The 15,412-nt window shown below is 72.0% G+C and carries 11 protein-coding genes; 7 read left to right on the top strand and 4 right to left on the bottom strand.

Translation table 11 applies throughout. The annotated features are described in order from the left end of the window. Position 1: 1 nt before the first annotated feature. Entirely contained in the window at positions 2–1,264 is a 1,263-nt protein-coding gene (locus J2S59_RS16350; RefSeq protein WP_068120727.1) for a lipopolysaccharide biosynthesis protein, read from the bottom strand. Here J2S59_RS16350 and J2S59_RS16345 point away from each other — a divergent pair. From J2S59_RS16345 to J2S59_RS16325, 5 genes are read left to right on the top strand one after another with little or no spacing between them, the layout of a single operon-like run. Beyond that, positions 1,230–2,222, top strand: a complete 993-nt coding sequence (locus tag J2S59_RS16345) for a decaprenyl-phosphate phosphoribosyltransferase (protein WP_181641949.1) — start codon at positions 1,230–1,232, stop codon at positions 2,220–2,222. The genes J2S59_RS16350 and J2S59_RS16345 overlap by 35 nt on opposite strands. After that, entirely contained in the window at positions 2,215–3,555 is a 1,341-nt protein-coding gene (gene dprE1 / locus J2S59_RS16340) for an FAD-binding oxidoreductase (RefSeq protein WP_306825296.1), read from the top strand. The genes J2S59_RS16345 and dprE1 overlap by 8 nt, the downstream gene beginning before the upstream one ends. Positions 3,556–3,583: 28 nt before the next feature. Further along, on the top strand, positions 3,584–4,342 hold the full coding sequence (dprE2, locus tag J2S59_RS16335) for a decaprenylphospho-beta-D-erythro-pentofuranosid-2-ulose 2-reductase (protein WP_068120802.1): 759 nt from the start codon (positions 3,584–3,586) through the stop codon (positions 4,340–4,342). Positions 4,343–4,379: 37 nt separating this feature from the next. Then, on the top strand, positions 4,380–6,074 hold the full coding sequence (locus J2S59_RS16330) for an MmpA family trehalose lipid delivery protein (protein ID WP_068120800.1): 1,695 nt from the start codon (positions 4,380–4,382) through the stop codon (positions 6,072–6,074). 50 nt (positions 6,075–6,124) lie between these two features. Next, the gene (locus tag J2S59_RS16325) at positions 6,125–6,283 is read left to right on the top strand and encodes a DUF2613 family protein (RefSeq protein ID WP_181641960.1); all 159 of its coding nucleotides are present in this window, start codon (positions 6,125–6,127) and stop codon (positions 6,281–6,283) included. 10 nt (positions 6,284–6,293) lie between these two features. On the opposite strand, the gene J2S59_RS16320 is transcribed toward J2S59_RS16325, so the two are convergent. Then, the gene (locus J2S59_RS16320) at positions 6,294–7,445 is read right to left on the bottom strand and encodes a glycosyltransferase family 4 protein (protein WP_068120798.1); all 1,152 of its coding nucleotides are present in this window, start codon (positions 7,443–7,445) and stop codon (positions 6,294–6,296) included. A gap of 61 nt (positions 7,446–7,506) precedes the next feature. Here J2S59_RS16320 and J2S59_RS16315 point away from each other — a divergent pair, with 61 nt between their 5' ends. Both J2S59_RS16315 and J2S59_RS16310 read left to right on the top strand, forming a co-directional pair. After that, positions 7,507–8,259 carry a class I SAM-dependent methyltransferase gene (locus J2S59_RS16315; RefSeq protein WP_246360317.1) on the top strand — a complete coding sequence of 251 codons (753 nt, stop codon included), beginning with the start codon at positions 7,507–7,509 and terminating at the stop codon, positions 8,257–8,259. Then, complete coding sequence (locus J2S59_RS16310) at positions 8,256–12,386, top strand: alpha-(1->3)-arabinofuranosyltransferase domain-containing protein (protein ID WP_068120794.1); 4,131 nt, start codon at positions 8,256–8,258, stop codon at positions 12,384–12,386. The genes J2S59_RS16315 and J2S59_RS16310 overlap by 4 nt, the downstream gene beginning before the upstream one ends. Here the strand turns inward: J2S59_RS16310 and J2S59_RS16305 are convergent. Further along, entirely contained in the window at positions 12,287–13,486 is a 1,200-nt protein-coding gene (locus J2S59_RS16305) for an acyltransferase family protein (RefSeq protein WP_306825295.1), read from the bottom strand. The two genes, J2S59_RS16310 and J2S59_RS16305, sit on opposite strands and share 100 nt — an antisense overlap. Further along, positions 13,483–15,321 (bottom strand): hypothetical protein, encoded by a 1,839-nt coding sequence (locus tag J2S59_RS16300; protein ID WP_181642197.1) that lies wholly within the window; start codon positions 15,319–15,321, stop codon positions 13,483–13,485. Before J2S59_RS16300 ends, J2S59_RS16305 begins: the two co-directional genes overlap by 4 nt. Between the last annotated feature and the right edge of the window lie 91 nt (positions 15,322–15,412).

Here is a 15,412-nt window from a genome sequence, read left to right as displayed (position 1 = left end):
GTCAGGGTCCGGGTGACCCGGCGGCCGAGGGCAGCTCGAGGGGGCGGGCCGGACGGCGTACGGCGACGGCCAGCAGGACCAGCAGCACCGACGCGTGGGCCACGGCCACCGCACGCACCAGCTCACCGGCGTCGTGCGCCATCTGGGTCGCGACCACCACGGCCAGCAGGCCCGCCCACAGGACATAGACCGACGACCCGTGCTGGCGGGCGACCACCTCGTAGACCATCACCTGCAGCATCGCCATGAGCGAGCCCAGGACGGCGAAGGCCCACAGGTCCCGCTCGACGCCGACGTACTCGGCGCCGCCGACGAACGTCAGCGCGAGGCCGCTGAGGAAGGTCGCGCCCAGCACGGCTGCGAGACCGACGCCGCCGACGGTCGCCAACCCCTTGAGATAGGTGCGTCCGCCGCGCCCCTGCGAGGCCATCGACGGGAACGCGAGGACGACGACGAAGCCGGGGAGGAACAGCACGGCCTTCGCGAGGATCAGGCCACCCGCGTAGAGGCCGGCCTCGTGCCCGTCGAAGGTCGCCCGGGCGAGCACGATGTCGAGGTTGGTGAGCGCGAAGAACGCCAGCAGCGCGTGGGAGTTGCTCGCCACCTCCTGCAGCACCCGGACGCCGCCGGCGGTCGCCGCGCGCCGGTCCGCGCGCGAGCCGACATGACCCAGGGCCAGCGCGCCCACGAGCGGGGGCAGCCAGGCGCCGACCGCCACCGCGAGCATCGCGGAGAGGGCGCTCGGGTCGATCGCCATGAAGACGACGCCGATGCCGAGCCGCCCGACGCCCATGGACAGGTAGACCAGGCCCAGCGCGGCCCAGCGCTCCTCGCCCTGCAGGATCCCCGCCTGCCCGCCCATGAGGGTGATGGGTACGGCGACCAGCCCGAGCGTGGCGGCCGCGAGCCAGTCCTCGAGTCCCAGGCCCCACGAGAGCACCGGCGCAGCGAGCAGGCAGAGCAGCCCCAGCGCGAGAGCCGAGCGGTAGGTCGCGGCCATCACGCCCGCCTCGATCTCCGGACGGCGCTCCGGCGTCGCGGCCACGCGGCGAGCACCCGTGGCCTGCAGCCCGAGCGACAACACATTGACGATCAGCAGCAGGCCCATCAGGCTGGCGACGACGCTGTATTCCGCCGGTCCGAGCAGCCGTGCGGCCAGAATCGTGAAGGCGTAGTTGCCGACGTTCATCACCGCCATCGCCACGGCGATCCCCGCTCCGCTGCGGATCATGCTGCGCACACCGCGGGTGGAGTCGTCCGTCACGCCGCGCAGCCTAACCGCGCGATCGGCCCTGACTCGGCAGAGTCGCCGAACTGCGTCGGCGGCCCGACCCGCGCCCCTAGACTCCACCGTCGTGACCGTCCTGGCCTCGCTGCTGCGCACTGCCCGGCCGAAGCAGTGGACGAAGAACCTCCTCGTGGTCGCCGCACCCCTGGCGGCCGGCAGCCTCTGGGAGCCTGCCGTCCTCGGCCCGACGATCCTGGCCTTCGTCGCGTTCTGCCTGCTCTCCTCGGCGGTCTACGCCGTCAACGACGTCGCCGACCGGGTCGCCGACCGCGCCCACCCGACGAAGCGCATGCGGCCGATCGCCAGCGGAACGCTGTCGGTCCGGGCGGCGCTGGTCGGTGCGCTGGCGCTGGCCGCGGTCGGGCTGGGCCTGGCCGCGCTCGCGTCGTGGTCGCTGGCGGTGCTGCTGGCGGCGTACGTCGTGCTGATGCTGGCCTATGCCTTCCGACTCAAGCACGAGCCGGTCATCGACATCTCGATCGTCACCGCCGGCTTCCTGATGCGCGCGGTGGCCGGGGGACTCGCGGCCGACCTGCGGATCTCCCAGTGGTTCCTGTTGGTGGCCGGGTTCGGCGCACTGTTCATCGTCAGCGGCAAGAGGTACTCCGAGCTGCACACCCTCGGCAACGAGGTCGGCACCCGGCGCGCGCTCATCCGCTACACCGCGACCTACCTGCGCTTCGTGTGGGGCGTGGCCGCTGGTGCGACGGTGATGTCCTACAGCCTGTGGGCCTTCGAGGTCGCGCCGGCCGAGGGCATCCCGTGGCACACCATCTCCATCGCACCGTTCGTCGTCGGCGTGCTGCGCTATGCCGTCGACATCGACGACGGCACGGCCGCCGAGCCCGAGGACATCGTGCTCGAGGACCGTGTGCTGCAGGGCCTCGGCGTGCTGTGGATCGGTGCGCTCGTGCTGGGAGTCCTCGATGTCTGATGCCCAGCAGCTCTTCACCGGTTGGGGGCGCACCGCGCCGACCCTCGCGCGCCCGGTGTCGACCTGCGTGCACGACGTCGCGGCGGCGGTCGCTGCTGCGGGACCGCGCGGGATCATCGCGCGCGGGCTGGGACGGTCATACGGCGACCCCGCCCAGAACGCCGGCGGCGACGTGCTGACCCCGCTCCCGTCGTCGATCGACCTCGACGAGGCCACCGGTCTGGCGCGGGTCTCGGCCGGGACGAGCCTGCACGACCTCATCCGCGCCGCGCTCCCACGCGGGTGGTTCGTGCCGGTGACCCCGGGGACGCGATACGTCACCGTCGGAGGGGCGATCGCCACCGACGTCCACGGCAAGAACCACCACCGTGACGGTGGCTTCGGCAGCCACGTCCGCGAGCTCCGTCTGGTCACGGCCGACGGCGGCGAGTGGACGGTGTCGCCACAGCAGGACGGTGAGCTCTTCTGGGCGACGGTCGGCGGGATGGGCCTCACCGGCGTGATCACCGAGGCGACGGTGGCGATGACGCCGGTGGAGTCGCCACTGCTGCGGGTGCACACCCGACGCGTCGACGATCTGGCCACGCTGATGGCGCTCATGCAGGAGGCCGACCGCGACGCGACGTACTCCGTGGCCTGGATCGACACGCTCGCCCGGGGACGCCACCTCGGCCGGTCGGTGCTGACAACCGGGGAGCACGCGAGCGCCGACGAGGCACGCGCTCGCGGCGGGACGGGTGCCGGCGTGCCTGGCGACCCGCTGCGTGTCGTCCCTCCCGTCGTGCCTTCCGGTCTGGTGAGCCGCACCTCCATCCGCGCCTTCAACGAGCTGTGGTTCCGCAAGGCCCCGCGCGACCGTCGCGACGAGCTGCAGGGGGTCGGGCAGTTCTTCCACCCTCTCGACGGCATCGCCGACTGGAACCGGCTCTACGGACCGGCCGGGTTCGTGCAGTACCAGCTCGTCGTGCCGGACCGCGCGGCCGAGGTGCTGTCCGTCGTGCTCGAACGGATCGCGGAGCGGGGGCACCCGTCGTTCCTCTCCGTGCTCAAACGGCTGGGCGACGAGGGACCCGGGCTGCTGTCCTTCCCGCTGCGCGGCTGGACGTTGGCGATGGACCTGCCGGCGGCCCGGGACCTCGAGCCCCTGTTGCGCGAGCTCGACGCGCTGGTCCTCGGCGCCGGCGGACGGCACTACCTGGCCAAGGACGCCCGCATGTCGCCCGAGACCCTCGCCGCCGGCTACCCCCGCCTGGCGGAGTTCCGCCGGATCCGCGACCGCGTCGACCCGAATCGTGTGTTCTGCTCGGACCTCGCCCGCCGGCTCGACCTGTGACCGCCTCGCCCACCCCCGGAGGACAACCGTGATCAACGCCCTGGGTCGCCCCCAGCACGTCCTGCTGCTCGGCGGCACCAGCGACATCGCGCTGGCGACCGCCCGTGCCTGGGCGCGTGGCTCCGCCGAGCTCTGGGTCACGCTCGCGGCTCGCCCGGGTGCCCCTCGCGACGCCGCGGTCGCGGAGCTGGCGGCACTCGGCGTGCGGACGACGGCCCTCGACTTCGACGCCGAGGACACCGACTCCCACGCCGCGGTGGTCCGTCGGGCGGCCGAGGTGCGCGACGTCGACGTCGCCGTCGTCGCCTTCGGGGTCCTCGGCGACGAGGAGACCGCGTGGCAGGACCACGCGTCCGCGGTGCTGCACGCCCGGGTCAACTACCTCGGTGCGGTGAGCGTCGGCGTACCTCTGGCAGATCTCGTACGCCGCCAGGGGCACGGCGTGATCGTGGCGCTCTCGTCGGTCGCGGGGGAGCGCGCGCGGCGCTCCAACTTCGTCTACGGCTCCACCAAGGCCGGCATGGACGCGTTCTACGTCGGACTCGGACTGGCGTTGCGCGGCTCCGGCGGTCACGTCGTGGTGGTGCGGCCCGGCCACGTCCGCACCAAGATGACGGCCGGGCGGGCCGATGCGCCCCTCGCGACCGACCCCGAGGTGGTGGCGGAGGCGATCGTCGACGGTGTCGCCCGCCGGCGCGACATCGTCTGGGTCCCCGGTGCGATGCGGGGCGTGATGTCGGCGATCCGGCACCTCCCGCGGCCGCTGTTCCGCCGGCTGCCCCTGTGAGCTCGGGCTGTGAGGCCGGCCCTGTGAGGGAGACGGCGTGAGGCTCGCTGCGGCCTGGGCGACCTGCCTCTCGGTCCTGCTGTTGTGGCCTGCGCTGGGGCCGGGCTACGTCCTCACCTACGACATGGTCTGGGTGCCCGACCTCCGGGTGGGCGCCGACGCGCTCGGGCTGGGCACGGCGCTGCCGCGCGCCGTGCCGTCGGACGCCGTGGTCGGGGTGCTCGACGAGGTCGTCCCGGGCACGGTGCTACAGAAGCTGGTCCTGCTCGGCGCCTTGGTCGGTGGCGCGGTCGGGGCCGCCCGGCTGGTCGACCGGCTGGGTACAGCGGGTCGGTTGGTGGCGGTGACGTTCTGGATCTGGAACCCGTTCGTGGTCGAGCGCCTGGCCATGGGCCACTGGCCCGTGCTGGTGGGCTACGCGGTGCTGCCGTGGCTGGTGGTCCACGCCGGGCGCGTGACCACCGCGGTGTCCGGCGACCACGCCTCGCGGCGTTCGCTGCTCGCCCTCGGCGTCCTGTTGCCGGTGGGGAGCCTGAGCGCGAGCGCCGGCATCGCCTCGGCGGTCGTGGTGCTCGCCGCCGGTGCCGGTCGGTCCGCTCGCCGCACGCTGGTCCTGCTCGGGCTGGTCGCGTGCGCCAACGCCCCGTGGGTCGTCTCCGGCCTGGCGCACCACGCGGACGCGACGAGCGGGACGAGCAACGCCGACCTGTTCGCGCTCGCGGGCGAGGGAGGGCTCCCGGCCCCGTTGACCGCACTGGGACTCGGGGGCGTGTGGAACAGCGAGGTGGTCCCCGCCTCCCGCGAGAGCGTGCTGGCCTGGGTCGCGCTGGTGGTCTTGCTCGCACTCGCCGCGCTCGGGGCACGGTCCTGGTGGCGCCAGGAGGAGGGGCGTCGCCGGTGGGCGCTGGTCGCGGTCTGGGCCGTCGGGTGGTCGCTCGCGGTGCTGACCTGGGCTGCCCCCGACCTCCTCGGGCACCTCGCCGCGAGCGTCCCCGGTGTCGGGCTCCTGCGCGACGGCTCCCGGTTGCTCGGTCTGTGCGTGCCCCTCGCCACCGTGCTCGTCGCCCACGGGGTGACCCGGTTGCTGAGCCCGGAGCTCGCGCCGGTCCCGCGCGTCGTCCTCGCGGCGGGACTCGTGGTCCACCCCGTTGCGCTCCTCCCGGACGCCGCCCTCGGGCTGTCCGGTCGCCTGGACGCCGTGTCCTACCCCCCGGAGTACGCCGATCTGCGGCGTGCCGTCGGCGACGCGCGAGGGACCGACGTGGTGCTGCTGCCGTTCAGCGCCTTCCGTGCGCCGGACTGGAACGACGGCCGCACCGTCCTCGACCCGTTGCCCCGCTACCTCCACCCGGACGCGGTCACCAACGACGAGCTGATCGTCGCGGGCACGACGATCCCCGGTGAGGATCCCCGTGCCCGGGAGGTCGCGGCTGCCCTGGCCGCCCCGACGCCGGCCGAGCGCAGCGCGGGGCTGGCGGAGGCGGGAGTGGGTGTGGCCGTGGTCGACCGGACCGCCCCGGGGCCGGTGCCGGAGCTGGCCGGCGAGGTGGTCCACGACGGGCGCTGGGCCGCCGCCATCCGACTGCCGGGACCGGTCACGGAGCCTCCGCGCGGCGACGGTGGGGCGGCGGTCGTCGTCGCGTGGGCGGCGTACGTCGGTCTGCTCGCGGTCGGCGCCACCGGATGGGTCGTCGGGACGGTGCGACGCCGGATGCGCGATTCTGCTCGCTGAGGGCACCGGGGTTGCTACAGTCCGCTCGGAACCTTTGAGGGAGGGTCAGCGTGATCAACAGCATTGTGGGTGCCGTTGCGGCACTCGTCGTCGGTGGCGGCATCGCCGGTGCGACGGTCTTCGGTTTGGTCAGCTCGCAGACGAGCGCACCCGCCGACTCGCCCGGCAACGCCGAGAAGCCGTTCATCCAGTACGGCGACCGGGACTGATCCCGGCGTCCTAGCCCTGGTCGCGAGTCTCGACGAGCTCGCCGGCCAGGGCACTTTTGAGTACCCGCCCGAAGGCCGCTTGGGCGTGCTCCCACGAGAAGATCCGGCTCCGGTCCTCGGCGCCCGCCCCGAGCCGCTCACGCAGCCGCGTGTCGCGCAGCAGCCGGCCGAGCGCGGCTGTGAACTCCTCCTCGTCGTCGACGAGGATCCCGGAGTAGTCGTGCTGCACGGACTCCTGTGTGCCGCCCGCCGCGTGGTAGGCGACGGTCGGGGTCCGGTGCGTGCCGGCCTCGCCGATGACCAGGCCCCACCCCTCCTTCAACGAGGGGAGGGCCAGGACCCAGGCGCGGCCGTAGAGCTCGTGCTTGCGCTGCTCACTGACGTGCCCTTCGAAGCGGACGACGTCGTGCGCCCCGCGCTCGGCGACGTACTCCCGCAGGTTCGCGTCCCACCATCCGTCGCCCACGACGTGCAGGACGAGGTCGGGGAACTCAGGACGGAGCGCGAGAACCGCGTCCACGGCGTGCTCGACCTGCTTGTGGGGGACGAGCCGGCCCACGACCGCCACCGTCGGGGTCGGCGCCTTGCCCACCGATGCTGCGAGCAACGGCTCGGTGCCGTTGTGCACGACGGCGACGCGCTCCGGCGCGACGCCGAGTTCGGCCAGCTCCGCCTTCGTCGCGTGGGAGACCGCGACGTACTGGCACCTGCGGTACACCCGCGGTGCCAGCCACCGCTCGATCCACCAGCCGACCTGGCCGGCTCGGCCGGGATAGACGACCGGCCACTGCTCGCGGTGGACGTGGTGGACGAGGACGACGACGGGTGCCCGCGTGACGAGGCGGCTGAAGAACGGCAAGCCGTTCTGGACGTCCACAACCACGTCGACCGGGCCGAAGCGCCCCCGCAGCAGACGCATGATGCCGGCGAGATAGACCGTCGTCTTCGACCCGGCGCGCACGAACCGGATGCCGTCGCGCTCCTCCTCGGGCGGCGCGGCAGCGTGCGCGGCGGCGAAGATCGTGACGCGGGCACCGCGCGCGACCAGGCCGGCGGCGATCTGCTCGAGGTAGCGCTCGGCTCCTCCGCCCTCGGGATTGCGCGTGTCGCGCCAGCTGAGGAAGAGGACGTGACGACCTGTCAATGATGGCGATTCGAGCACCGGCGCACCCTAGCCCGCACGATTCACCGTGCGCGCCGGTTTGCTCGGGTAGGGTCCTCGCGTGCCTGGCTCCGTGACGTCCCCCGCCACACGCTGGGCAGCCACTCTCGGCCGGTCAGTACGACTGTTCCGCGACTTCCGCGTCGAGCAGTCCGACCCCGGGCGGTTCTACGGTGCACTGGCCCGTGACTCGGTGGGCCAGGTGACGCGCTACACCCGGCTCGACGGTGCGGTGATGCTCGACGTCGGTGGGGGGCCGGGCTACTTCCACGAGGCGTTCCAGCGCGCCGGGGCGACGTACTTCTCCTTGGATGCCGACGTCGGCGAACTGTCGGGTCTGGGAGAGATCCTCCCCGGCACCGTGGTGGGCAGCGGGATGCAGCTGCCGTTCGCGGACGACTCCTTCGACCTGTGCTATTCCTCCAACGTGCTCGAGCACGTGGCCGAACCGTGGCGCATGGCGGAGGAGATGCTGCGGGTCACCCGTCCCGGCGGACTGGTGTTCATCAGCTACACGGTGTGGTTCGGACCCTGGGGTGGGCACGAGACATCTCCCTGGCACTACCTGGGGGGCGCGCGCGCCCGCGCGCGATACCGCCGCCGTCACGGCCACGACCCGAAGAACAAGTACGGCGAGTCGTTGTTCGCCGTGACGACCGCCGAGGGCCTGCGGTGGGCGCGCACGCAACAAGCAGCGGAGGTCGTGGCCACCGTGCCCCGCTATCACCCCGCCTGGGCGACCTGGGTGCTACGCGTCCCGGTCCTGCGTGAGGTGGTGACGTGGAACCTCGCACTCGTGCTGCGGAAGCGGTGAGCGCGACGGTATCGGCCGACACCGACCGCGGCCTCGGGATCAGGCTCTGGGCGGGTTGTGCGCTGTTGATCGGGCTGGCGTTCATCCAGGCGCCCGGCTACCTCATCGCCGACACGAAGTTCGATCTCGTCGAGAACCCGCTCGGCTTCCTCGAGCGCGCCTTCCACCTGTGGGACCCCTTCGGTGCGTTCGGCCAGCTCCAGAACCAAGCCTACGGCTACCTGTGGCCGATGGGACCGTTCTTCGTGCTGGGGGACCTGCTGGACCTCTCCGGCTGGGTCACCCAACGGCTGTGGCTCGCGACCGTCCTCTGTGTCGCCTTCGTCGGCGTGGCCCGCCTGGCTCGCGAGCTGGGCGTCCGCTCGGACCTCGCGTGCCTGGTCGCGGCCGTCGCCTACGCGCTGTCGCCACGGATGTTGAGCACCCTGGGGCCGATCTCGATCGAGGCCTGGCCGGGAGCGCTGGCTCCCTGGGTGTTGCTACCACTCGTCGTCGGCTCGAGGCGAGGTTCGGCGCGTCGGGCCGCTGCCGGGTCGGCGCTGGCGATCGCGATGGTCGGCGGTGTCAATGCCGCCGCGACCGCCGCGGTCCTTCCCCTGGGCGCGATCTGGGTCCTCACCCGCACGAGCGGGGCCCGCAAGCGGGCGCTCCTGCTCTGGTGGCCGATCTTCACCTTCCTGGGGACGTGCTGGTGGCTGGTCCCGCTCTTCGTCATGGGGGCGTACAGCCCCCCGTTCCTCGACTTCATCGAGGCCGCCTCGATCACGACGTTCCCGACGACGGTCTTCGACGCTCTGCGTGGCACCTCTGCGTGGACTCCCTACATCGACCCCGGCCTGCAGGGCGGCCACCTGTTGCTGCGCGAGGGCTATCTCGCCCTCAACGGTGGGCTGCTGTTGGCGCTGGGCATCGCGGGCATCGCGTCGCGCCGCAACCCGCACCGCCAGTTCCTCCTCCTGTCGCTGCTCGCGGGTCTGCTGCTGGTCACCATGGGGCACGAGGGCGTGGTGCAGGGTTGGTTCGCGCCCTCGCTCAACGGCCTGCTCGACGGAGCGCTCGCGGCACTGCGCAACGTCCACAAGTTCGATCCGATCATTCGACTCCCGATGGCGCTGGGGATCGCGTGGCTGCTCCAGCCAGGTGGGGATCGCGCGGTGTTGCCGCTGGAGGTCGGTCGCCGGAAGCTGCGCGTCCCAGCCCGCACGGTGGTGGCGGCTCTCGCCATGGTCGGTCTTGCCGGCAGCACCCTGCCCGCGACGACCGGCTCATTGGCACCGGCGCGTCCGGTGTACGAGACCCCGCCGTACTGGAAGTCGGCGGCCGATTGGCTGGCGGATCACGCGGACGGTTCGGTAGCACTGCTGGCCCCCGGGTCCGCATTCGCGAACTACCGATGGGGGAGCCCCGATGATGAGCCGTTGCAGTATCTTGCGCGCACGCCGTGGGCGGTGCGCAACGTCATTCCGCTCGCGCCACCGGGCAACATCCGGATGCTCGACGCGATCGAGCAGCGATTCGCCGAGGGCCGCGCGTCCTCAGGGCTCGCGCGCTTCCTACGGCGCGCCGGGGTAGGGCACATCGTCGTCCGCAACGATCTCGCCGCATCCGACGACATTCCGGACCCGGCACTGGTCCGCAGCGTCCTGCGGCAGTCGCCGGGCGTCAGCCTTGCTGCGGAGTTCGGTCCCGAGCTGGGCGGTGAGGTCCGCGTGGAGGACGCCGCGGACCGCACCATCCGCAATGGGGGATGGGAGATCCGTCGACGCGCGATCGAGGTCTACGAGGTCGCTGGCCGGCCCGACGACGCGGTGAGTGCGTCGCGCCTCCCGGTCGTCGTCGGCGGCCCCGAGGACCTCCTCGACCTCGAGGATGCGGGCATCCTCACGGGAGCGCCCACCGTGCTCGCGGTCGACGTCGGCGGGCAGGAGCGGCCGGCAGCGAACACCGACCTGATCCTCACCGACGGACTCGTCGAGCGAGAGCGATTCTTCGGCCGCATCCACGACGGCGCCGGACCGGCGTTCACCCCCGGCGACGTGATCAGGTCGGGGAACCCGACCACCGACTACACGTTGCGCGACCAGGAGGACTGGCAGACCACGGTGCGGTTGCGGGGCGCCGCCGCCATCCGCTCGTCGTCCTCGACCGCAGACCCGAACGCGCCCGGGGGATCGCGACCCGGCGAGCTGTCCTACGCCGCCGTGGACGGCGATGCCGACACCTGGTGGGCGTCCAATCCGGCAGAGGCAGAGGTCCCGTGGTGGCAGGTCGATCTCGACCGGACGAGGGTGCTCGACGCGGTGACCGTGACGCTGGGTCCCGACGGGATGAGCCCCGCTCGGATCCAGGTGCGTACCGATGCCGGCGCGAGCGAGCCGACGGAGGTCGTGGCAGGCCAGCCCCGGACGATCAAAGTCCCTCGCGGCCAGACACGGATGGTGCGCGTCGAGAGCCTGGTGCGCACACCGCATCAGCTGTCGCTGCGAGAGGTGGCGTGGGACCGCGCCGACGTACGACGCGAGCTGGTTCTCCCCGAGGTCCCGGCTGCGTGGGGGACTCCGTCGCACATCCTGCTGCGAGCCCGAAGCGACGCGCGCAGCGGCTGCGTGACGATCGAGAGCCGGGTTGCCTGCCGTCCAGGTCGTGCGGTGCCGCCGGAGGAGCCTGGCGGTTTCGTCCGGGTGGTCGAGTTGCCGCAGTCCCAGACCTACCAGGTCGAGCTGACTGCACGAAGCGTGGCCGGTCCGGCACTGCTGGAGTACCTGCAGGAAGGGATGTTGCTCAACGTCGCTGCGTCGTCGACGGCCGTGCCGGACCCGCGAGCCTCGCCGCTGGCTGCCGTCGACGGGGACGACGGGACCAGCTGGATGGCGAAGCCGACCGACACGCAACCCCAGCTCAATCTCCGTTGGGTCGGTCGACACGTGATCAAGGGCCTGGAGCTCCGCGTGCCCGACGATGCCGCGGTCCGCCGCCCGACGAGGGTGCGGCTCACATCCCCCGACGGCACGCGAGAGTCGCGTCTCGACAGTCGCGGGCGCGCGCGCTTCGCGCCGTTGCGCACAGACCGGCTCGACATCGAGGTGCTCGATTCCGAGGACGGAGTCTCGCTCCCCTCCGAAGGCGAGTGGGAGCAGCTTCCCGTAGGGGTCAGCGAGCTCCGTCTCGACGGACTCCCGTACTCCGCGATCCCCCCGTCGACCCGGGTCGTGGAGCATCCCTGCGGATCCGGACCGGTCGTGTCGGTCAACGGCAGAGCGCGTCGCACCTCGCTGGTGGCCAGCATGCGAGAGCTCTACGACCTCGTCCCGGTGTCGGCGGTGACCTGCGGCGAACCGTCGGAGCTGGTCCTCACCCGTGGTGAGAACGTCATCGAGGCGCTCGGCAACAGCGTCGTAGCTCCGCACGCCTTGGCGTTCACCGCGACGGCCGCCACTCCCACCGCCGCGTCCGACGTGGTCCTCGGCCGCGGTGAGGTGACGCGAAAGTCGCCGGTGGCCTCCGTCATCCGCCCGGCGCCGGGGGCCCGGGCCGTGGCGGTCGCTCACAACGCCAACGAGGGCTGGAAGGGGGTCCAGGGCGGACGCGAGCTCGACAGCATCGCGATCGACGGCTGGAAGCAGGGCTGGCTCCCCGACGGCTCTGCGCACCCGATCCGGGCCGAGTTCACTCCCGACGTCACCTACCGAGCGGGCCTGCTCGCGGGGATCGTCCTGCTGATGGTGCTCGTGGCGTCGACGTTGTTCGGCAGGTGGCGTCGCGGGACCGACGACCCTCCGGTCGCCGCCGCGCAGCTCCCGCCTCTGGTGATGGTCGCGCTGACGTTGGCGGCGTGCGGCCTCCTCGGCGCGGGTCCGGGTCTGCTCGCCGGTGCCGTCGGGTGCGCCGTGAGCTGGATGGTGCGCGTCCGTTCCCGCGACGAGGCCGGGTGGTTGGCTGGTATCGGTCTGGTGATCGCCGGTCTCGGCTACTACGTCCGCCCGTGGGGGAGCCCGGACGGCTGGGCCGGGTCGTGGGCGTGGCCCCACTACCTCGTGCTGTTCTCGCTGGGTGTGGCTGTCGGCCTCGCGGCGGCGCGGCCACCACGTCCGCCGATGCGCATCGCTGGTCGTTCGACGAACCGGTAGAGCACCTCTGCAGCGGCGGTCGAGGCGACCAGCGTCAGTGCCAGCAGTCCGAGCATGTTGCCGCTGAACAGCTCGTAGCCGGTCAGGTGCACGATGAGGTGGAGCACCGACAGGTGGATGCAGAAGATGCCGTAGGACACGTGCCCGAGATGGCGTCCCGCACGGGCCGTCATCACCCGGCGGAAGCCGGTGGTCTCGGTGAACACGCCGGTGAACACGACAAGGCCACCGATGACGGCATACAACAGGTTCTTCGTCACCGCCTCCGTCGCGGTCGGTACGACGAGCATGATCGGGCCGGCCACGGGGGTCGACGCCACCAGCAGCAACCCGAGGACGACGACCCAGCACGCTCCCGGGCGGGCGGCGAGCGCCTCCAAACGCTGCGCGACCCTCGGGGTGAGGACGCCGGCTCCGCGGCGTACCTCGAGGACGGCCAGGCCGATCCCGACGGCGAACCAGCTCAGGTACGCCGGGAGCCACTGGCCGACGGCGCGGCCGGACGCACCGGGCACCAGGTCCTCCACCCCGACTGCCCACAGGACCGAGAGCGCCACCATCGCGAGCAGGACCAGGCACGTTCGCGCCACGCCGGCGGGACGGCCGCGAGGCACCATGACCAGCATGATCAATGGCAGCACCGCGTAGAACGCGACCTCGGTCGCCAAGCTCCACATCTGGGTCAACCCGTCCGGGAGCGTATCCGTGACGTAGATGTCGGCGAGCAGCAGCGCGACGACCCAGTCCCGGGGCCCGCGGTGCTGGTTCGCCTCGATGAAGGTCAGGGCGAGGATCACCGTGACGGCGTAGAGCGGCCAGATGCGCAAGGCCCGCTTGCGGAAGTACGCGGCCGCGGCGGGCGGTCCCGCGCCATGCTGGCTGCGCACGATCCACTGGCGGGAGAGCAGGAAGCCCGACAGGACGAAGAAGAGCGCGACGCCGACATCCAACCGCGCCAACAGCCCACCGACGGGTGCCGGCTCGCCGTGCGCCCCCGCCCAGAAGGCGACATGGGTGACGACGACCGCGATCGCGCCCACCGCGCGCAGGGTGTCGAGCGCCGGGAACTGCCGCGTCAGCTCGGTGTTCTCGATCGTCATGGCGCCGTCCTCGGAGCAGGGATCAACTCACCGACGTCGAGGGTGTCGATGCACATCGCCGCGGTGGGCGAGGTCACGCTGAGATCCACGGTCTCGAATCCCGCCTCCACCTCCACGAAGAGGCTGTTCAGTCCGGCAACGACCTGTGCGTCGACGGTCTCAGTGCCGGTCTCCACGCGCAACGTGGTGTCCTCCGAGGCGAGGTAGCTCATCTTGATCCACCAGGTCCACTCGAAGGCGCGGCCGTCCAGCGGGATCGAGGTCTCGCCCTCCTCGCCATCCACCACCCAACCGCAGTTCTCGTTCGGGCCCGGGAGCGCGGAGATGCGGGGGTTGACCGTCGCCGGTCGGACGGCGCCGTCCTCGTCCACCATCGAGATCCGTTCGGCAACCGGAGCGAATGTCACGTTGGTGTCAAGCAGCTCGACGAAGTTGGACAGACGGTTGTCCGGTTCGGCGTACTCCGGGACCGCGACGCTGGGAAGCACGGCGTCCGCCAGGACGCCCGGGGACGCGGCCGCCAGGGTCGCGCGCAGGTTCTTCACGTACTGCGCGCCGGCGTGGTGGTGGTGCCACTGGTACACGTAGCTCGCGGTGGACCAGGCTCCGCCGACACACACGACGGCCAGCGCGCCGGCCATGGCGTGGGGCGGCAGGGTCGGCAGGAGCAGCGGCTGGGCGCGCAGGCGGTTGCGGACCCGGGCTCCCGGCATGTCGAGTGTGGCCAGCCCGAGGCACAGGATCCACACGGCGGCGGTATCGGTGAGGTAGCGGTACTCGAGACCGGCCAGCGTGCCGTACAGCTGGCCGCGGCTGGTCGCCACGAGGGCGACCGCCAGCGCGACGTATCCGGCGAAGAGCGCCCACGCCCGTCCGCTGCGCTCCTTCTTCGTCCACGTGCCGAACACCAACGCGACGACGACCACCCATGCCAGGCGGGTGGCGGACTCGGGCGGTGCGGCCAGCACGAGGGGCTGGTTGGTCTCCCACCACTGCCAGGGGCCACCGAGGGCGCCGGTGACGAGACTCGTTCCGACGAGCGCCTGGGCGGCGTCCCACCCCGCGGTCCAGGATCCCTCCTCCCGGAAGGGGGACGGGACCCACGCGAGATAGGCGACCGTGTAGCCGACTCCTAGTGCGGTGCCGACCACGAGTCCCGGTCGGTAGGTGGTCCACAGGTAGCGAAGTCGACCCGTGAACGACCCGTCGCTGTAGTAGGCGACGGCGAGGAAGGCGAGCACTGCGAGGATCAGCAGGGACTTCTCGTAGAACGTGAGGCCGCCGACGACGGCGAACGCGGTCAGCGCGAGCCAGCGGAGGTCACAGGACTGCAGGTACCGCGACCAAGCGCCCACGGCCAGGAAGAAGGCGATCTGCATCGGGATCTGATTGATCGCGGCGGCCCACCATACGAGCGCTGGTGCCGTGATCGCGGAGGTGGCGAAGACGGTCAACAACGCGACCACGGCCCAACGACGCCCGAACAGCTGCAGCAGCATCCACAGGCACGCCGCCAGTGCAGCGGCCGCGAGCGCCGCGACGATGGCAGCGGCCGTCGTCCACGTCAGGGGCCCAGCCTCGGCGACGAGCCAGGCGACCAGACGAGCAGCGGGCATGAGGTGACCGTCGAACGGTTCGAGGAGGTAGTCCGGGTCCGGCTGGCGGCCGTTGGCGTCGAGCAGCAACCGGTAGTCGTCGGCGAAGAACCAGCTGCCGCTCACCATCCACGCCCGTGCGGCCGCGGTGACGGCGACGATGCCCGCGCCCACAGCGATCACGGGGTCCTGAAGCAGGGCGCGGTGCGTACCCCGCCGTTCGTCCCGCTGCTGTCGCACGCCCCGGACTATCGCACATGCCTGGAGACGCCGAGACCCGATCGCGGCGGTGATCTGCAGGGTTTGCACAAATCCCGTGCCACCCGCCGCC

Origin of the sequence: Nocardioides massiliensis (genome assembly GCF_030811215.1) — a bacterium.
Lineage (GTDB): Bacteria > Actinomycetota > Actinomycetes > Propionibacteriales > Nocardioidaceae > Nocardioides_A > Nocardioides_A massiliensis.
Note: the sequence above shows the minus strand (reverse complement) of the source record. Positions and strands in the feature narration are given on the sequence as shown.

What these genes read in the sequence shown, in the direction of transcription:
- dprE1 (WP_306825296.1), top strand. Translation starts at nt 2,215, where the DNA reads ATGTCTGATGCCCAGCAGCTCTTCACCGGTTGGGGGCGCACCGCGCCG.
- J2S59_RS16345 (WP_181641949.1), top strand. Translation starts at nt 1,230, where the DNA reads ATGCTGCGCACACCGCGGGTGGAGTCGTCCGTCACGCCGCGCAGCCTA.
- J2S59_RS16305 (WP_306825295.1), bottom strand. Translation starts at nt 13,486, where the DNA reads ATGACGATCGAGAACACCGAGCTGACGCGGCAGTTCCCGGCGCTCGAC.